Annotated in this window: 17 protein-coding genes; all 17 read left to right on the forward strand. The window is 67.0% G+C overall.

The genetic code is table 11. From position 1 onward, the window contains the following. Positions 1-31: 31 nt before the first annotated feature. Complete coding sequence (locus M2283_RS06895; protein WP_280875189.1) at positions 32-700, forward strand: class I SAM-dependent methyltransferase; 669 nt, start codon at positions 32-34, stop codon at positions 698-700. 566 nt (positions 701-1,266) lie between these two features. Continuing rightward, a complete protein-coding gene (locus M2283_RS06900; protein ID WP_280875190.1) occupies positions 1,267-1,980 on the forward strand; it encodes a restriction endonuclease in 714 nt (237 codons plus the stop codon). Positions 1,981-1,985: 5 nt separating this feature from the next. After that, positions 1,986-2,540, forward strand: coding sequence for a hypothetical protein (locus tag M2283_RS06905; RefSeq protein WP_280875191.1), 555 nt, complete (start codon positions 1,986-1,988; stop codon positions 2,538-2,540). Between the two features lie 378 nt (positions 2,541-2,918). Then, positions 2,919-3,854 carry a hypothetical protein gene (locus M2283_RS06910; RefSeq protein WP_280875192.1) on the forward strand — a complete coding sequence of 312 codons (936 nt, stop codon included), beginning with the start codon at positions 2,919-2,921 and terminating at the stop codon, positions 3,852-3,854. Between the two features lie 163 nt (positions 3,855-4,017). After that, complete coding sequence (locus M2283_RS06915; RefSeq protein ID WP_280875193.1) at positions 4,018-4,461, forward strand: DUF6093 family protein; 444 nt, start codon at positions 4,018-4,020, stop codon at positions 4,459-4,461. Beyond that, entirely contained in the window at positions 4,458-4,880 is a 423-nt protein-coding gene (locus M2283_RS06920; protein WP_220648986.1) for a DUF6093 family protein, read from the forward strand. Before M2283_RS06915 ends, M2283_RS06920 begins: the two co-directional genes overlap by 4 nt. A 101-nt stretch (positions 4,881-4,981) precedes the next feature. Continuing rightward, positions 4,982-5,359 carry a hypothetical protein gene (locus M2283_RS06925; protein WP_280875196.1) on the forward strand — a complete coding sequence of 126 codons (378 nt, stop codon included), beginning with the start codon at positions 4,982-4,984 and terminating at the stop codon, positions 5,357-5,359. Between the two features lie 4 nt (positions 5,360-5,363). Beyond that, the gene (locus tag M2283_RS06930) at positions 5,364-5,801 is read left to right on the forward strand and encodes an HK97 gp10 family phage protein (protein WP_280875197.1); all 438 of its coding nucleotides are present in this window, start codon (positions 5,364-5,366) and stop codon (positions 5,799-5,801) included. 58 nt (positions 5,802-5,859) lie between these two features. Next, entirely contained in the window at positions 5,860-6,294 is a 435-nt protein-coding gene (locus M2283_RS06935) for a hypothetical protein (protein ID WP_043684336.1), read from the forward strand. A 132-nt stretch (positions 6,295-6,426) separates the two neighbouring features. Further along, positions 6,427-6,912, forward strand: coding sequence for a hypothetical protein (locus M2283_RS06940; protein ID WP_266856262.1), 486 nt, complete (start codon positions 6,427-6,429; stop codon positions 6,910-6,912). A 16-nt stretch (positions 6,913-6,928) separates the two neighbouring features. Then, a complete protein-coding gene (locus M2283_RS06945) occupies positions 6,929-7,510 on the forward strand; it encodes a hypothetical protein (protein ID WP_280875198.1) in 582 nt (193 codons plus the stop codon). A 26-nt stretch (positions 7,511-7,536) separates the two neighbouring features. After that, positions 7,537-7,842: a hypothetical protein gene (locus tag M2283_RS06950; protein WP_043684329.1), complete on the forward strand. Its 306-nt coding sequence runs from the start codon at positions 7,537-7,539 to the stop codon at positions 7,840-7,842. Position 7,843: 1 nt separating this feature from the next. Next, the gene (locus M2283_RS06955) at positions 7,844-12,673 is read left to right on the forward strand and encodes a phage tail tape measure protein (RefSeq protein WP_280875199.1); all 4,830 of its coding nucleotides are present in this window, start codon (positions 7,844-7,846) and stop codon (positions 12,671-12,673) included. Continuing rightward, positions 12,673-13,572, forward strand: a complete 900-nt coding sequence (locus tag M2283_RS06960; RefSeq protein WP_280875200.1) for a phage distal tail protein — start codon at positions 12,673-12,675, stop codon at positions 13,570-13,572. Before M2283_RS06955 ends, M2283_RS06960 begins: the two co-directional genes overlap by 1 nt. 15 nt (positions 13,573-13,587) lie before the next feature. Further along, positions 13,588-14,517, forward strand: a complete 930-nt coding sequence (locus M2283_RS06965) for a hypothetical protein (RefSeq protein WP_280875201.1) — start codon at positions 13,588-13,590, stop codon at positions 14,515-14,517. 54 nt (positions 14,518-14,571) lie between these two features. Continuing rightward, entirely contained in the window at positions 14,572-15,675 is a 1,104-nt protein-coding gene (locus M2283_RS06970; RefSeq protein ID WP_280875202.1) for a hypothetical protein, read from the forward strand. After that, positions 15,672-18,821: a hypothetical protein gene (locus M2283_RS06975; protein ID WP_280875203.1), complete on the forward strand. Its 3,150-nt coding sequence runs from the start codon at positions 15,672-15,674 to the stop codon at positions 18,819-18,821. The genes M2283_RS06970 and M2283_RS06975 overlap by 4 nt, the downstream gene beginning before the upstream one ends. Positions 18,822-19,022: the final 201 nt, after the last annotated feature.

Here is a 19,022-nt window from a genome sequence, read left to right on the forward strand (position 1 = left end):
ATCACGCACCGGACGCAATTCCTTGGAGTCCATGAATCGTCAGGCGTGGACGGTCTACGGACGATTCCAGCTCGACCGGGGATTCCGGACTCCAGATCCCGTTCAGATCCACTGGGGCGCACCCGGTGATGCGGGACCGGGCACCGGTGTGCTCGGCGCCATCGCCGGCAAGAGGCTGCTCGACCTCGGCTCCGGTGGCGGCCACTACGCTGCCCACCTTGCCCGCGACCACCGCGCTGTCGTCGACGCCATCGACGTCGCGCCCACTCAGCACCAGCGGGCCCTACTCCAGTACGCCGACGTCCCTGGGGTCCGCTTTCTGCTCGGGGACGCCATCGACCACCTGGACCGATGCGAGCCGTACGACCTGGTCTACTCGGTCCACGGCCTCGGCTACCTCCACCCCCACCGCAGCCTGCCCGCCCTGTACCGCGGGCTGCGGCCAGGCGGACGGCTCGTCTTCTCCGTCCTGCACACCGACCTCCACCGCAGACCGCCTTCCAGCCGACTCGAACCACGACAGCTGAAGGTGCAACTCAAGGGTCTTGAGCCGCAGGACGTCCATCTGTGGGTTCTCACTCCCCAGTTGTGGGAGGACGTGCTCACCGACCACGACTTCACCGTCGAGGCGATCGACGTTCTCCATCGACACGAGGACGACCCGGTCGTCGACCAGCTCATTCAGGCCCGCCGTGCCTGAACAGCCTCCATATCCTGGACGTCGGGCTCGAAGGCACTGCACGAGTCCGGAGTATTTGAGCAGTCTGACTTGGATATTGCAGTAGTTGGGCACAATTAGGCAGCCCTGCGGCGCCGGTATTTGAGCAGCGACTCAGACTGATGGTGCCTGGGCGCCAGGCTCCCGGATTCCGTCCCTACTGGTCGGTCGGCCTGAAGCTCCCTGAGGATGGCTCTGCCCGCAACTCCGCAGCCAGTCTTACCGGGCCTGCCCCGCTGCACGGCGGCCGGTGCCACCATCATGACGTCGCTGCGGCCACCTACCGCCCGATGACGATCTATCGCCCTGGCCACCGTGCGGAGTTCTACAGTGAAGGGCCCACCAAGGGACGCCACTCGAAGGGGAGTGAGCGTCAGCACGAACCGGGAATGGAGGACGCCTTGGCACACGAGAGCGGGTCACACTCCGTATTGATGTGGCACTCGTCGACTGACCGGCCTTGGGCCAAGGAGATCGTTTCCGGTCTGGCCCGACACGGCTTCGCTGTACGGAGAATGGAGCAGTACGTAGGGCCGGGGGAGCAAACGATGGATCTAGGAGAGAGCAAGCAGATGGGGCTCCTTTCGAGTCTCAAAGGTGCTGACTCACTACTCCTTCTGATCTCTCCGGCCGTGCCTCCGAATGATGAGCAACTGCGCAGTCTCGACAGCAGCATGGACCAGCGTGGTGTTGACGTCGTCCCAGCCATTCTTGGGCAAGGGCCAGTGCCTGAACCACTAAGGGGACGCGCCGGGGTGACCATGACGCACGGCGAAGCATCGATCGAGGAACTCAGCCAGAGAATCGAGAACGGGAGGGCGCTTGACCTCCTGGATCTCCGGCCGGTGGATTTCGAGAACTTGGTAGAGGATCTTCTTCGCAGCGAGGGATTCGACGTCATCGCCTTCAGTGGAGCGGGAGACCGTGGATACGATTTCGTAGCGAGCTTGCCCGGAACCGACAACACGCCGCCGATCGAATACGTCGTAGAAGCCAAGGCGTATCGACACTCCCGGGTGTCAGTGGCAAGCGTGCATGAAATCGCACAGAAGGTCGCCAGCGCGGGAGGTGGCCGAGTCGGCATGATCGTGACGAATGGTCAGCTCACTTCAGTGGCAAAGAGCGCGCTTGCGGACCTTGCCTCGCTTCCGGAGTCCCCTGAGATTCGCGTTTTGGACGGCGCCCAAGTCAGGTATCTCCTACTCAAACATCCTGACCTGGTGCGCAAGTACGGGCGATCGCACTACGAACGAGGCCGGTGAGGGCGGTGACCACCCGAGCCGCGCTGACAGCTGCCCAACTGCGTGCTGACCTTGACTCGTGCCCGGCAGGGGCATCCGGGTGGAAGAGGTTTGAGGAAATCGCGCTCGATACACTCAGCTACCTTTTCGTCCCGCCGCTCAGGCCGCCCACCCCCCAGGCCCACACCTACTCCAATGTGGAACGCAGGGATGCCGTCTTCCCCAACCGACACCTCGATCTGTCGAGTAACTGGGGAATCTTCCGACAGGATCTTGACGCTCGCATGATCGCAGTGGAGTTCAAGAACTACGACAAGACAGGGATCGGACGGGAGGAAGTCGATCAGACTGCCAATTATCTGCGCCGGGCCTGGGGGCGCCTTGCCCTGCTTTGCACGAATGTCGAGCCGGGGAAATCGGCGCATATTCGCCGAAATTCAATCTTCAGTGATGACAAGAAAGTCATCCTCTTCATCACCAAGGCCGATCTCAGTGAGATGCTGGACATGAAAGATCGAGGCGAAGACCCCTCAGACTTGATCATGGACATCTATGAGGCATTCCTAATTCAGCACGAGTGATTCCGGGGTGAGGCTGCGGAAAGCGTCGGCGACCTCACTGGGCCGATTCAGAGGATGTCAACGTTGGTGGATCGTCGAGTGCTCGCCTATTGCTGAGATGTGCGCTCGATTGCTGAAGCCGATTGGATCCCCGCAGGCACCTCCCCTTGCCAGCCATCTGTATAAGGTCAGGAGCCGGCGGGTAGGTGGCGGTGGGACCGAAGTCCCATGCCAGGGAAGGATGAGGGCGCGCCATCGAACCTCGACCAACCTCGATCCGACCCGCGGTCTATGGCGGCCCTGGATGCGGTGGGACAGTGCACGAAGACCGTTGGCGTGACGTGGCCGTCAGCACGCCCAGCTGTAGTGCCGGTTGGTCGACACGAGGAGGGGCTCTCGGTGGGGGACGTCGAGCTGCTGGCCGCGCTCACCAAGGCAAGGGTGGCCGTCGACCAATCGATGGCTTTCTGGGTGATGGTGAATGGTCGTTGGGACGAAGAACCCGCGACGGTGATTCTCTGCCAGAACGCAGCGCCGTACGTGAAACCCATCACCTTCAATAGGACGCATGAGGGAATCGTGGGAGCTGACTGGCTGTGGTGGTGGGTGGATCCATCGGGCGTCTGCTTCGGCATGCTGGTCCAGGCAAAGAACCTCAACCGTGAGAGGAACGCATGGTCCATCGGATTCGGGCATGCGAACAGGAGCGGATCGCAATTGCCCGACTTACTCCGGACGGCCGACCATTTCGAGGTGCCTCCGGTCTATGTCCTGTACTGCGGTGACACCTCTTACCGGGCGGGTCTGACCTGCGGCGACGACCACACCGAACCGACCTGCACCCGCTGTACGCGAGCTGGCGTATCGGTCCTCAGCGCCCTGGCTGCACACGAGCTGCTGAGCACGGGCCCGGAATCCGTTGCCGTCGACGCTTTCCACCTCGCCTCGCCCCTCGAAGACCTCGCTGACCCTGAGCTCCCGAGGACTCGTTTCTGGGACCTGAACTTCCCAAACTGCGGCCCTGAACTGCGCCGTCTACTAGTGGCCCCCGAATATGGGGCACCCCAGGTTGCCTCGATTATTTGGAAACAGATGTCACAGCTCCGAACGCGGAGCTATAGCTTGGCTGTTTCCGAAGAGACCGACATCGGGCACTCGAAGATTTTCGAAAATCTCCCCGCAGATCGCGGACACTTCCCGGTACCGTACTTCCCGCACGTCCTGCGCGGACTGCGTTCCGAACTCCCTTCGTATGTCCGGGAGGCCGAGGCTGGGAGAAGCCTCCCGTCGTCCCTGACGGACCGCATTGCGGGGATCGTAATCTTCTACCTGTAGTGCGCGATGGTCATCGAGGGTGCGCCCAACACATCAGGCGGCCCTTGACCCAGATCGCGGGTGGTCAGGGCTCGATGGCACGTGGTCAAGCTCCGCTGACACGGGATCAGACGCAGCCAGCGGAGAACCCGGACTGTCGGTCGACGCGGCTACGCTCGAACATATGAGCACCCCCACTGAAGGATTGACCCTCGGGGCCGTCAGCGCCCTGGTCGAACGCAAGATCCTCACCGACATCGTTCGTATCAGCAGAGCCGGCGAGCCGGTCTTCAACCCGGACACAGGTCAGTACGAGCCCGGCCCGCCCGTCATTATCTACGAAGGGCACGGCGGGGTCTTTCCGAACGGCGATCCGGGGATCGTGCTGCACCTGGAAGGCCAGGCGTACGTCGACGACTCCACGTCGAAGTACAAGTTGATCACGCCTCTGGATGCCCCGGTGGCTTCGCGCGAGGACACGGTGAGCGTCGTCAACGCCGCCGACCCGGCAGCGATCGGCCGCACGTGGCGGGTCCTCGATGTCGGGCAGACCTCCACTCTGGCCGTAGTCCGCACGACGTTCCTGGACCAGAACACCCAGTCGAGCACGTCGGGCAGCACATCGTGAGCACGCCGATCGATACCGAGGCTGAGCGGGAGAAGCTGGAATCGACGCTGTTGGTGGACACGGTGCGGATCACGCGCCCAACGGGAACTCCCCAACTCGACCTCTCGACCGGCCTCCTGGGGTCTGTGCCGGCGGAGTCGGTCTACGAGGGGCCGGGAGCTGTCCTGTCCGGCCATGGTCAGGTCACCGCGCAGCATGTTCTCGGGCGGGAATGGCTGGACGACACGGTCAGCTGGTATCGGCTCCTCACGCCGATCTCGGCGCCCGTTCCCGTGCGGTACGACCGTGTGGAAGTTGTCGCCGCAGCGGGTGAGCACGCGGCGACAGCGAACCGGGTGTGGCAGGTCCTCGATCCGTCGGAGGCGTCCACAGTGGAGATCGTTCGGGTGACCCGTCTCGACGAGATCACCCCTCCGTAGACGCCGGGCGAGCTGGACTGTCAGCGGATACCCGTAACCTCAGATAGGTGCCAACACATCAGAGTAAGGAACCTATCTCTCCCGAGGGTGAGCCCCTGTCGGTGCGCGTCACCGGGCAGGGGCGTACCGCCGTCGTGGAGATCGGCGGTCACGACGTCTCCCGGGACCTCGCTGCCTACTCACTGGCCCACCGCGCGGGCGACATACCGCAGATGGTCATCGAACTCTCCCCGAGATCTACGGCGACCGGTGTGTTCGAGGGCCTGGCGCACGTCGTCATCGGTGACCCGCCGGACCCTGGCCCGGCAGCCGCCGCGTTCCTGTCCGCGATCAGTCCCGCCGAACTGGAGAAGGCGGCGCTCGACCGTCACGACCTCATGGACGGCCGCCCACACGAGCTGACCCGCGCCATGCTCGCCTTGATGCGGGAATGGGCCCTTGGTCAGTGGGGCGAGCCGGAACCGGAAGACGGGCAGTGAGCCAGTGGCTTCCTCGCCGAACCCGCACCCCAACGCCCACCCACTTGCGGGCGCCTACTCCAACGCGTTCCAGATCGCCGCGCAGCTCGACGCCAGGGCGGCGCGCACTCTGCCCGAGGTCACGGCCACCGTCCAGCACTACGCGATGCTGCTGGAGACCAGGATCAAGGCCAAGGCCAGCGGCAGGCCGGGCCCCAACGCGCCCACGGGCGACTACCGGCGCTCCTGGACGCACGAGGTGTCCACGGACGGGCTCTCCGTCACGGCCGTCGTCGGCACGAACAAGCCCCAGGCCCGACGCCTGGAGTACGGCTTCGTCGGCGCAGACAGCCTGGGGCGCATCTACAACCAGCCCCCTTACCCGCACGTCGGGCCAGCTGTCGAGGAAATCCGGCCGCTGTTCATCGCCGCGCTCGGCGACACGATCGACGACGACTCGTGAGCGACCGCCACGCCGCCCGGCGACAGACCACCACCCCCGGAGAAGGAGAGGAGGAGTAGTGCCCGTCTCCGGCAGAGAAGTGTCCCTCGCGATCCAGAAGACACTGGCCACAGCAACCGCCCGAAGCTGCGGGTACGGGACCGCCCCCACGGCATCAAGTACGCCCACCGGCGCCACGATCCCCTACAGCGTCCTCTACCCGCTGGGCGTGACTACGAGCGGCCCGCCGTACGGTGACGGCGACGCTGACGCACGCGTGCTCGTCCAGGTCACCTCGGTCGCCTCAACCGCCGAACAGGTCGAGTGGATGGCCGACAAGGTCCGCACCGCGCTCCTCGCACGCTTGAGCGGGACCTACGTCAACACCATCACCATCACCGGCTACATCGTGATCGACCGCGAGCTGGACAAGGAGGAAGGGATGTCTGTCAGCGGTGGCGTATACAGTTATGTGCAGCGGTACGTCCTCACTGTGACCACTCTCGGGTCCTGACGTTTCCAGCTACCTCACCGCGGAGGCATCTCGCGGACGCCCGGCCACCCGGCACGGGCCGATTCCCCCTTCATGGGGACCGGCCCGGCGTGTGCGCGCTCCGGAACACCGGTTCCCGGAGAGCGAGAATCAGTGTCACAGCAGCGGTTCACCCGTCGCGGCACCACGAAGTTCTTCTTCCTGAAGGACATCGTCTCGAAGGAACTGATCCCGATCCGTCCGGAGCTCGGCGGCACCAACGGGACCGACCTGTCCCCGGCCATCAGCGACATCGAGGGCTTCGCCGTCGAGAACACCCCCATCGACACCCCGGACTTGGCCACCGAGTTCACCGGCAACATCCCCGGTGAGGACAAGGCCGACAACAGCAGCCTCACCTTCTACGAGGACAAGGTCGACAACGCCCTGGAGACGCTCCTCGCCAAGGGGACCGAGGGCTACGTGGTCATCCTCCGCAAGGGCGACATCCCGGCGTCGCAGTCCATGGACATCTTCCCGGTACGCGTCGGCTCCCGGTCGAGCACGTACACGACCGCCTCCGAGCCAGCGAAGTTCAAGGTCAGCTTCAACGTGACCGGCAAGCCCGTCCAGGACGTAGCCGTCCCGGCCGCGGCCTGATCGGCGGGGGTGCCGCATGACTACGACCTTCGTTGAACCGCCGGCCGATGCCGTCGCCCGCGATCCGCACTGGGCGGCCAAGATGGCCCGTCTGCGGGCTCGTCGACTTCCTGAGCGCGCCGTGTCCTTCCTCGACGACCAGGACCTGAAGCAGCGCGTGACCGATGCGGCGCTCGACATGGCCAAGGCCCGCACCAGCGCCGTTGGCCGAGCCTCCGAGATGGAGGTACCAGCCGACGAGCGTGAGAAGTGGGCGCTCGCACAGCCGGAAGTGCTGGCCGCCCAAGCCGCGCTGGACGAGGCCCGGCGAGCCCTGGCAGCCGGGACCCTCACACTCACCTTCCGGGCTCTGCCGCGACCCGCCTGGGAGCAACTGCTTCGCGAGCACGCCCCCACGGAGGAACAGGCGGATCTCGGCCACGAGTACAACGTCGAGACCTTCCCCGCCGCTCTCGTCTCGGCCTCCTCGGTGGACGGCATGAGCGAGGCGGAGGCGCAGGAACTCCTCGACAACTGGAGCGACGCGGACGCCAAGGCCCTGTTCACGGCCGCGCTGCTGGTCAACCAGACCATGAGGGCCGACCTGGGAAAAGGCTGATCGCCGACGCCCAGTTCAGGTCCGAGATGGAGCTGTGCCACGCCTACGGACTCCCGCACTCGCAGTTCACGGGTGCGGGGGACGGCCGGTGGACGGCTTTGGACCGGGCGAAGGCGATGGCCTACCTCGCGTACCAGCGCAGCGTCTGCGAGACCTGCGGGACCCGGGCGGCGGAGTGGGACGAGAGCCAGGGCGGCGACCGCTTCGCCTACGTGGCCGAGCCCTACCGCTGTGTGGGCTGCGAGGTCATCGAGATGGAGCGCGAACACATTCCTGATGGACCAGATGCGCGGGGGCTCAAGATCGGGCTGAGGCCCAGAGAGGCATCCTGACGTGGCTGGTGCCTACACCCTGTACGTCAACCTGCTCGCGTCCACCGGTGGTCTGTCCACCGGTCTGCGGCAGGGAGCCACCCAACTCCGAGCATTTGATGGGCAGTTGGACGGAACGGCCGCCCGGCTAAACCAGGTACGCGTGGCCGGTGACAATCTGGCCCGCGCCCAAGTGGCCGCGTCCGCACAGATGGTTCGCTCCCAGGCGCAGGTGGCTCAGGCCGTGCAGCGGACCACCGTGCTCCAGGAACGCGCCAGCCGCGCACAGGCGGTGGCGGCGACAGCGGCCCGCCGTACAGCAGCGGAACAGGCTGCGGCCGCCGCGACGGGAGAACGAGCCGCACGGGCGCAGGCCCTGGCACAGACGATGAACGCCCGCGCCCAGGCCACGGCGGGCGCCGGGGCCGCAGCCGCCGCACGCACCGCCGCGGCGGCTGACACAGCCGCCGCCCGCGCCGCCCAGGAACACGCCGAAGCCCAACGGCGCGCGGCTGCGGCCCAGGCCACGGCGACGCGCGCCACTGGCCTCGCAGCCTCGGCCGACGCCCGTGCCCTGTCCGCAGTCCGGATGCGGGACGAGGTACAGACCACCGCCGCGCGCAACGCGCAGCGCCAAGCACAGCAAGTCGCGCGGGCCGAAGCCCAGTTGGCCGCCGCGCGGAGCGCCCAGGCTGCGCGGACCGCGAAGAACGGCCTGCTCATCGGTGCCGCTCTCGGTGTCGGCGTGGCTCAGGCGATCTCGCTGGAGCGGGCGATGGCCAACGTGCTGACGATCTCCCAGCAGATCACCTCCGAGAACGTCGGAGCCTTCACCGATCAGATCGTCGAGCTGTCCACCGAGCTGCCACAGACCGCCGACCAGCTCGCCGACGGCCTCTATCAGATCGTCTCGTCCGGCTTCGACGGCGCGGAGGCCATGGAGATCCTCCAGATCGCGGCTCGGGGCGCGTCGGCGGGCCTGACTACGACGGAGACTTCTGCCCGCGCTGTTCTCGGGGTGCTGAACGCGTACGGCATGTCGGCGTCCGACGCCAGCGACGTCATGGACGTGATGTTCCAGACCGTCAACTACGGTGTCATCTCCTTCGAGGAACTCGCGCAACAGCTCGGCGACGTCGTACCGATGGCGGCGGCGGCCGGCGTCGAGTTCGACGACATGAGCGCCGCGCTCGCCGCGATCACGCTGACCGGCATCCCCGCGGCCGAGGCCGTGACGGCCCTGAACATGCTCCTCACCCGCGTCATGAAGCCGACGCAGGACCTCAAGCAGGCCATCAAGGACCTGGGCTACGAGTCGGCCGCCTCCGCCGTCGAACAGGACGGCCTGTACGTGGTCGTGAACAAGCTCAACGGGGCGGCGGGCAACACCGCCGAGGGCATCTCGAACATGTGGAAGGACATCCGCGCCACACGTGCCGCCCTTGCCCTGGCCTCCGCCGGGGGAGAGAACTACGCCAACACCTACGCGGGCATCGCGAACGAAGTGTCACGCGCCGAAGCCACGCAGAAGGCGTACGCCCTCCAGACCGACACCGTCACCGGCCAGTGGCAGCTGGCCTCCAACCAGGCCCGTGCGCTCGCCATCGACGTCGGCCGAGCCCTGCTGCCGGCACTCAAGGCCGTTGGGTCCGTCGTCCACACCGTCGTCGGCAGCATCGAGGACCTCCCAGGACCGATGAAGTCCGTCCTCACGATGGTGACCGCGTCCATCGTGGGACTGCTGCTGCTCCGGTCCGCCTACACGAAGGTCACCGTACAGATCGCCGCGTTCCGTACCGCCCTGGCCGCCGCTCAGGCGGGCGGGGCCGTGATGCCCGCAGTGCTGGCGGGTACCAGCCTCGCGGTCACCGGCCTGGCCGCTGTCCTCACCCTCGGCATCGCCGGATACGCCGCCTACACCGCCTCCAAGCAGAAGGCGAAGGACGCGACCAACGAACTGGTCCAGGCCTTGCAGCAGGAGCGCGAAGAGGCGACGACCGGCGCCAGCATCAACAAGCTGTACGACCAGCTCACCGCCGACGGCGCGCTGAAGGACCTTGAGAAGGTCGGCATCGGTACCACCGAAGCGATCGACGCGATCACCTCCGGCGGGGCCAAGCTCGCCATCCTCCAGAGCCGCCTTCAGCAGGACTCCTACGAGTACTCGCGTAAGGCGAAGTCCGGTGATGCACCCGGCGACTACGAGAGCATCACCCAGTACTCCAAAGCGGAGAAGACCCTCGAAGACCGCCACAAGATGTGGTCCGAGGCGGTCAAGAAGGAAGCCGAGATCGCCCAGCAGAAGGCGATCGTCGAGGCGAAGATCAAGCAGCAGGCAAAGACCAGCGGCGGCATCTTCGACCTGTTCTCCCTCGCGGACATCGACCGTACCGGTGCGCCCGAGATCACCGACGAGATGAAGGCACTCGCCGAGGCCGTCGGCGATGCCGTCGACCCGTCCCGAGCCTTCAGGGATGCGCAGACCGCTGCGGCCGAGGCGATGCGCAAAGCCGGGAAGGACGCCGACAACGCCAAGGTCAAGCTGTCCGACTACATGAAGGAGCTGCACAAGCAGCTCCAGGCGCAACGCGACTTCCAGGGCAACCTGTCCGAACTCGCGGTGTTCGGCTACGACGACCTGGCCGACCACTTCGCGGAACTCGGCGTGGACGCCGCACCGATGCTCAACGAACTCGTCGGACAGCTGAAGAAAGGCAAGACGAAGGTCGCCGACGAACTGCGCGACATCGTGACCGAGGACGCGGAACGGTCGACGGAGGCGTACCGGCTCGGCCTTCAGAAGACCGCCGAGATCACTGAGAAGTACGGCAAGGAGATCGGCCGCGCCTGGGCCAAGGCATCGGAGCGCAACGACCCGGCCGCCTTCCAGAAGGTCACCGAGCAGATGGCCCTGATCGATCTGCGCAAGGCCGTGAAGAAGTCCGTCGGCGACGCGCGCAGCGAGTTCGACCGTGGCATGGACCTCCTCGCAGAGGTCGCCAAGAGGAAGGGGAAGGACGCAGCCGGAGCCTTCCAAGACGCCCTTCTGTCAGGCGACACCGAACGAGCCATGGACACCCTGAAGAGCATCTGGGGAGCGGACGTACCGATCGACGCCCCCGACCTGTCGAAGGTCGTGGCCGCGTTCTCCAAGGCAGGAAAGGACGCGAACGCCGAATGGTCCGGGGCCCTGGACCTCATCCGGCAAGTCGCGGACACCAAGGGCACCGACGCCGCCGCGGCGTTGACGTCCGCCCTGCTCTCCGGCGACATGGCCGCAGTCAAGGCGCAGCTCGACGCCATCGGGCTGTCGGTCCAGAACATCCCCGGCACCAAGTCGGTCACCGTCAGCGTGTCCACGAACCAACCGCCGCCCGTGGTCATCCCCCTCGTGCTCAAACGGCAGCCCACTTCCTGGGACCGCGACGGCAACGGCGTCCCCGACTCCATCCAGGCGCCAAGCAAGCAAGCCAACGGCTCCGTGCTGGAGTTCTACGCTGGCGGAGGTGTCCGTGAGCGCGAGAGACACGTCGCACAGATCGCGCGGCAGGGAACATGGCGAGTATGGGCCGAAGAGGCCGCAGGCCCCGAGGCGTACATACCGCTCGCCCACAACAAGCGCACCCGGTCACGCGCCATCACCGAGGAGGTCGTCCGGCGCCTCGGCGGCAAGAACGTCGACTGGTACGCAGACGGAGGACTGACCGGCTGGTCCTACAGCTCCTCGGGCTCGACAGAGCTGGTCTCGATCTCGTCGGTCCGCGCGGACTCCATGCGGACGGTGAAGAAGGGCGGCAAGGAGACCGAGGTCTTCGACCTGAAGCTCTTCGAGAAGAACCTCGACAAGGCGGTCAAGAGCGCCCAGCGGTGGCGCAAGGACCTCGCCACCGTCGCCCGGCGCGCTGGCCAGGATGTCGCCGATGCCCTGAAGGACATGGGCGAGGACGGCGTGGAGCTCACCCACAAGATGGCCACGGGCAGCTCCAAGTACGTCACGGAGATGACCAAGGACCTGGAGAAGCTGGGCGTGGTCGCGCGAGCCACGCTGTCCGACTACACCGCTCAGCTCAAGCAGGCCGTCAAGGACCAGGCCGCGTTCGAGAAGAACCTCTCCAAGCTCGCAGCCCTGGGCTACAGCGACCTGGCGACGATGCTCGCCGAGCAGGGAGACAAGGACGCGGAGGACCTGGCCGCCGAAGCCGCCAAGTCCCCGAGCAAAGCCAAGAAGGCCAACAGCCAGGCCAAGGCCGCCTCGAAGGCCATCCCGGACGACGACCTTCCGGATCTCGTGGCGATCATCTCCGCGATCACCTCCAGCACGACCGGTATCCACAATGTCGCCGAGAAGACAGAACTCGATGAGGACCGAATCATCGAGATCGCCACGCTCGGCCGGACCCGCATCAAGGACGCGCTGGGGAAGAAGGCCACGCGCTTCCTGTCCGACCTGGACAAGGCCAACAAGCAACTCGCGTACGAGGACGGCGGCATCCGTACCGGCCTGTACGGCACCAGCAACGGGATCATCCGCTTCGCCGAACCGTCCACCGGGGGAGAGGCGTACGTGCCGCTCGGCGTGAACAAGCGGCGATCGGCGACGGCCGTCCTGGCGGACGTGGCGAACAGGTTCGGCTACCAGCTCGCCCCCGCAGGCGACAGCGGCCTCGTACGACTGGTCGACGCCCGGCCCGCCCCGGTCCAAGTCGTCGTCGTCCGGGAAGAGCGGCCCGCCGCGCTCGTTGGGTCCATGCCCGTGACCGTCAACGGCGGCGCCGACACCAAAACGGCCGACCGTGTCGGCACAGAGATCATGCGGCGCCTTCGGAACGCCCAGCGAGGAGGCCGTCTCTGATGGCGACGATCACCCAAGAGTGGCAAGTCGACTTCGCCGGTGTCCTCCTGGGCCCCGGAACGCCATACCCCGTCGGCGACATCACCGGCTTCGGCACGCCCAAAGTCCGCTCCCAGGACGTCGAGTTGCCGACCGAGGACGGTGCGTTCCCCGGTGTGGACTACTACGGCACGCAGACGGTGACGGTCGAGGCCGGCATCCGGACTCCGGGTGATCCGGCCGCCGCTGTCGATGCCCTGGCTGAGCTGAAGCGTGCCGCGTCGGACCCCACCACGCGCAAGACCGCAGGGGCCTTGCAGACGCTTCGCGTGTTCTGGCCGGGCCGTGACGGGCCCAAGCGCGTCCTGGGAAGGATTCGCGACGTCGAGCCGGTGTCCATGGCACAGGCCGTCTTCGGCTGGATCCCGCTGAACCTGGTGTTCGAAGTCACCGACCCGGTATGGCAGGGGGAACCCGAGCAGCAGGTCACCCTTCCCCTCGCTCGCGGCGACGACGACGGAGGGTTCACCGCTCCGGTGACCGCGCCGATCACGACCGGCGTATCCAATCCCGTGGAGCGCCCCGGATGGGCGACCAACGCAGGCGACTTGCCCGCCTGGCCCTCCCTGAAAATCAAGGGCCCGGTCGTGAACCCCCGCATCTGGATCACGGAGACAGGCCGCGTCCTCGACCTTGCGCTGACCCTCGGCGAGAGCGACACCCTCCAGATCGACACGCGCCCCGGAACGCGCTGGGTCCTGCGCAACGGCGGCAACGTCGCGACCGCCCTGTCCGCTGCGTCCCGCCTGGACCTGTTTCAGATCCCGCCCGGAACGAGCGAAATTCGGTGGACCGGCGCGGACTACACCAACTCCACCCGCCTCGCGGTGTCGTGGCGCGACGCCCACACCGCCCTGTAAGGAGAGCACTCACAGATGGCACTGATCCAGCCGCCCATGCTGACCCACGGCGGCACCCACCCCGCACGCGCCTTCCGGATGATGGTGCGAGACCTCGCGTCCGGGAACCAGGGCGTGACCGAAGGCAACGACTTGAAGGTCAGAGAGTGGTCTACCCCTGGCGCCGGCGTCCGCGTCGGCGACGGCTCGGCGGTCGTGTCGGGAGCTGCGTGGGGCCAGGGTTCCTACACCCAGTACAACGTGGGCGACGCCATCGTGCCGATCGCCCCCACCGGTTCGTCAGCCCGATCCGACCTCGTGTGCCTGCGAGTTGAGGACCCGGAGTACGAGGGCAACCGCGATCCGGCGGCCGACGAGATCGGCTACTTCCACGTCGTGTCCGGCGTCTCCGCCACCGCGAAGGCAGTCCCGGCCGGGATGACGGCGATCCCGCTGGCCCGCCTCGACATCCCGGCGAACACGGCCACCATCACCAACGCCATGGTCACGGACCTGCGGCTGATCGCGAACCCGCGACGCGAACGGACGCTGTACACCGCCTACCCCAGCGCGCTGAACCGGCTGGTCGCGCAGAACGGCCAGTGGTACAACTGGCCCGCCGCCGCCCGCTGGAAGGTCCCGATCCCGAGCTGGGCGACGAGCGCCAAGCTGCTGGTGACGCTCGCGGGCCTGCGTCTTTCGGAGTCCGACGTGTTCGCCAACATGCAGACTTCCTTGGGCACCGACACGGGGCAGACCACCGCCATCGACGACGACCAGGGCGCCAACATCCGCCGCAACACCGTCGTCCTCGCCGACACCATCACCGTCGCGGCGGCTCTGCGCGGCACCACCCAGGACCTCTTCGTGCGCACCCAGCCGTCCAAATCCGAGTGGGGCAACCTCGGCGTCGACGCCGCGACGTCCCTGATCGCCGACGTGGAGTTCACCGAAGGCGTCGTCTGACACGACACCGGCACCACCACACCACGGCGCGGGGGAGAAGCAGGAACGCGCCTGATGGCGTCGCCGTCGTACCGCTACCTCACCACCGACGCACTCACCAACAAGGTCCTCGCCTGGGACCTGCCCCTGACCGGCGTCGAGTTCGGGCCCGCACTGTCCGCGACCGGCAGCCTCACCGGCGCGGTCGAACCCCGCCTGGCCCACCTCGTCCGCTCCCAGCTCGACCCCGGCAACACCAAGATCTACGCCGAGCGTGACGGGCGGCTGCTGTGGGGCGGCCTGATCTGGCGAGCCGACCCCCAGGGCCAGCAGCTCAACATCGAGGCATCCGGCTGGGGCTCCTACCCCTACCGGCGCTACGACCTCCACGGCCAGCTCAACGCGCGCGGCCCCTACACCTACGCGGACCCGTGCAAGGTCATCCGCGACGTGTGGGCGTACTGCCAGGAGACGCCGGACGGCCAGCTCGGTATCCAGGTCGACGACACCACCTCGAAGGTCACCGTCGGGACTCCGGAGGACCCCTACCGGATCGACTGGTGGGACACCCCCTCGCTCGGCGACGTCGTCTCGGACATGGTCGCCGTCGAAGGCGGCCCCGAGTGGACCGAGGAAGCCACCTGGCACAACGGCACGCCGCAGGGCCGCGTCCGCATCGGCTGGCCCCGCCTCGGCCGCCGCCGCACGGACATCCACTTCGAGTCCGGCGTGAACGTCGTCAAGGCGGTCCCCGTCGAGTACGACGCCGACAATGTCGCCCAGGTCGTCATCGCGCTCGGCGCCGGCGAGGGCCGCAACCGGCGCCGCGCCGTCGACGCGGTACGGGACGGTCGGCTGCGCCTGGAGCACCTCCTCGAGGTACCGGAGGAGAAGGCGAACGACCGGCTGGCCGCTCGCGCCCGTACGGAGCGCATCTCCCGCCAAGTCATCGGCGAAGTCACCGAGATCACCCTCCGAGACCACCCCGCGGCCCGCTTCGGTTCCTGGCAGATCGGCGACGACGTACGGGCCCGGGTCCACGACCAGTGGACCGACTTCGACGCCTGGTCCCGCATCGTCGGCTGGCAGATCCAGCCCGCCTCCGGCGACACCCCCGAACAGGCCGTCATCCAACTCCAGCGCGCAGACCGCTTCACCTACGGGGGAGGCACCGCGTGAGCAGCGACATCGCCCGCCTGGCCGCCCGAGTCGCCGTCCTGGAACGGCAGTTGGCCCACACCACCCGCACCGCCCGCATGGCGTACTCGTCCGTCGAGGACGGCGCGATCGAGGTCTACGACCAGGACGGCACCCTGCGCGGCAGCATGGGCCTCCAGGACGACGGCACCGTCGGTTTCGTCGCCCACAACGGACCCCCGCCACCCACCCCCACGCCGCCCGTGGTCGAGTCCGCGCTGGCCGGACTCACCGTGACCTGGCCCGGAACGTGGACGGACGCCGAGACCGCTCCGCTCGACCTGGCCGAAGTCCAGGTCCACCTGTCGACGACCGCCGACGCCGAACCGGATACCACCAGCCCCGTGGCCGCCTTCCACACGGCCGCCGGCGGAAGCATCACCCTCGCCACCGACACCTACACCCCGATGTGGGTGCGCCTGATCGCGGTCAACACCTCCGGAACGGCCGGAGGGCCCTCGACCGCTGTACAGGGCCAGGCCCGCAAGGCCGTCCCCGACGACCTCGTCAACGCGATCATCGACGAAACCAAGCTCGCACGCGGCGCGGTCACCGACGCGGCACTCGCCCGCGGAGCCGTCAACTCCACCGCGCTCGCGGACGGCGCGGTGCTCGCCGAGAAGCTAGCCGCCAACTCCGTGACGCTGGGCAAGGTCGCGAGCGGCGCGATCACCCTCAGCTCGCTCGGCGGCGCGCTCGCGGACGCCACCAACCAGCGCCTCGTCGACACCATGGGCGACGCCGCCGCCTGGCAGACCACCGACCAGGGCAGCGACGCCACATGGGCGCACCTCACCGGAGTACCGGACGCTCCCACCGGCCAGAACGTCGGCGAGGCCCGCGGCTTCATCCGGCTCCGTGGCACGACCCTCGTCCCCTACGAGCCCGGTGTCCTGTACCGGATCAGCGCCCGCATCCGGGCCACGGCCCAACTCGCCACCGGCCCGGACGCGTTCTACGTCGGCGTGCTCGGCGTGGGCGCGGACCAGACCACCCTGGTCAACCGGACCGGAGCGAACACCCCGAACAGCCACTACTACATCGCGGCGTCGTACCGCTCACTGCCGACCACGGACGGCTGGGTCACGGTCGTCGGCTACCTCAAGGACCGCGCGGCCGCGGGTTCCGCCGGTCCCAACAACGACCCGCGCACGCCCGGCACCGTGCACGACGCCGTCCGTTACATCACCCCCTACTTGTGGCTCAACTACGCCTCGCTGGGCGTCCCCGGCTCCCCGGCCGTCATGCAGGTCGACGCCGTTGCCGTAGAGGCGCTGAAGACCGGGGTCGTCGACGCAACCAACCTCGTGAGCGGTTCGGTGACCGCCGCTGCACTCGCGGCCGACTCGGTGATCGCCGGGAAGGTCGCGGCCGACGCCATCACGGGCCGCGAGATCGCCGCGAACTCGGTCACGGCTACCGAGATCGCGGCGGCCTCGATCTCCACGGACAAGCTGGTGGTCGCGGGCGGTACGAACGTGCTCGGGGACCCTTCGTTCGAGGGCGCCTACACCGCGGCGATCGCCACGACCGTATGGTCCGTCGTCTCCGGCGGCAACGGCTCCGCGAAGGCACTGCGCGTCGATGCCACGGCGACGGCCGCCACGACACGGTCCCTGAACCTCACGGCAATGCCGATCCTGAGCGGAGAGCAGCTCTACCTCGCCATCGACGCCAACGCGTCCGCCGACTGGGCGGGAGGCGCGCTCAAGTTCTACGCCCGGTGGTTGGACGGCACAGGCGTCACCGTCGGCTTCGGCGTCGCCCAGGTGGACGTACCGGCCCGCGGCTCGTGGCAGCGGCTTGCCGCCACGGTCACTGCGCCGGCGAACACCACCGCGGCCACGGTCTGGGTGGAGACGTACCAGTCGACCGCCGGAGCCGTCCTGTGGGACAACGCAGTCGTCCGCCCGGTGATACCGGGCGTGCAGATCGCCGACGGCGCAGTCACCGCACCCAAGATCCTCGCCGGAGCGGTGACCGCAGAGAAGATCGCGGCCCTGGCCATCACGGCCGAGAAGATCGCCGGACTGTCCATCACCACGGACAAGCTGAACGCCCTGTCTGTCACCACGGACAAGATCGCGGCCAACGCTGTGACGGCAACGAAGATCTCGGCGGGCGCGATCGAAGCGACCCACATCAAAGCCGGGGCAATCACGGCGGACAAACTCGACGCGGACGCCATCAACGGCAAGACGATCAACGGAGCAGTCCTCACTGGCAGCACCCTCCAAACTGCCGCGAGTGGACAGCGCGTTGTCATCAGCCCCGGAAACACCAATCCGGAAACCGGCTCGATCGAGTTCTATTCCGGAAGCGCCGATGAGTCAGCACCGGCAGAACTCAACACCGCCATCGGCTACGCCTCAGACTCCTCCGGTACCTACGAAGTTCCGAGCGTTTCACTCAGTGCGCCCAAGGTGACGGGTTCGAGCCAGGAAACAGGGGTTTTCCTGCAAAGCCACGTGCCGGGCTATTCGGGAGGAGTGTTCAACCTCTACGCAAACGAGCTGAGCGGCAACGGAGTTGCCTACATCAACGGGTACGGCGCTGATACATCGGCCGCCGGATCGTCCATCGAGCTGCACGTCCGCGACGCTCCGTCCGCATCGGCCCAAGCCACTGCCAAGCTCACATCCAGCGGATTCGCGATCGACCGAGACCTCAGCGTCTACGGAAAATCCCAAGGGCGCGGATTCGTCGCACAGAAGACTCTCACCGCGAACGTCACCTTCTCCAGCACGGAGACGGCCCTCATCACCACCAGCAGCATCACGTTCAAGACCGGCCGCGCCTACCGTGTCTCCCTCTGGGCGCTGCACAACGCGGCCAGCGACAGCTACGCACTATACCGAATCCGCAAGAACACCGTGTCCGGGACGATTTACAAGGACCAGATACGAGTCAACAACCTGCAAGCCTCCACAGCGAACGCAGCCGTTTCCGTCCAGACCATCCTGACCAACACCACCGGCAGCGACGTCACAACTGCACTGTGCTGGACCGGAGTTCAGGGCGGAGTCGCACAGACGTGGACGCTCGCCGCCAGCAGCAGCAACGTCGCCTATCTCCTGGTGGAGGACTGCGGCTCCGCCGACGACTACACCGGCCAGGCCGTTACCTGACCAACAATGGATACCTATAAGGCGTCATGGGCGGGGTGACTTGCTTGACCAGGGCGTGGGCAGGTCGTGTGAAGCAAGATGGGAACTGAACCGAGCTCCTGCGCTGGCGAGCTGGGACATCGAACACCTCGCTCTACGGTCTGGGAGCCTTGTCCGTTGCAGACGCCTAAGTTGTCACCCGATCAGTGACCAGACTGAAAA

It is taken from the genome of Streptomyces pseudovenezuelae (assembly GCF_029892565.1).
Lineage (GTDB): Bacteria > Actinomycetota > Actinomycetes > Streptomycetales > Streptomycetaceae > Streptomyces > Streptomyces pseudovenezuelae_A.

Coding starts and splice junctions, on each gene's coding strand:
- M2283_RS06895 (WP_280875189.1), top strand. CDS start 32: ATGAATCGTCAGGCGTGGACGGTCTACGGACGATTCCAGCTCGACCGG.
- M2283_RS06900 (WP_280875190.1), top strand. CDS start 1,267: ATGGATCTAGGAGAGAGCAAGCAGATGGGGCTCCTTTCGAGTCTCAAA.
- M2283_RS06915 (WP_280875193.1), top strand. CDS start 4,018: ATGAGCACCCCCACTGAAGGATTGACCCTCGGGGCCGTCAGCGCCCTG.
- M2283_RS06945 (WP_280875198.1), top strand. CDS start 6,929: ATGACTACGACCTTCGTTGAACCGCCGGCCGATGCCGTCGCCCGCGAT.
- M2283_RS06950 (WP_043684329.1), top strand. CDS start 7,537: ATGGAGCTGTGCCACGCCTACGGACTCCCGCACTCGCAGTTCACGGGT.
- M2283_RS06960 (WP_280875200.1), top strand. CDS start 12,673: ATGGCGACGATCACCCAAGAGTGGCAAGTCGACTTCGCCGGTGTCCTC.
- M2283_RS06965 (WP_280875201.1), top strand. CDS start 13,588: ATGGCACTGATCCAGCCGCCCATGCTGACCCACGGCGGCACCCACCCC.
- M2283_RS06970 (WP_280875202.1), top strand. CDS start 14,572: ATGGCGTCGCCGTCGTACCGCTACCTCACCACCGACGCACTCACCAAC.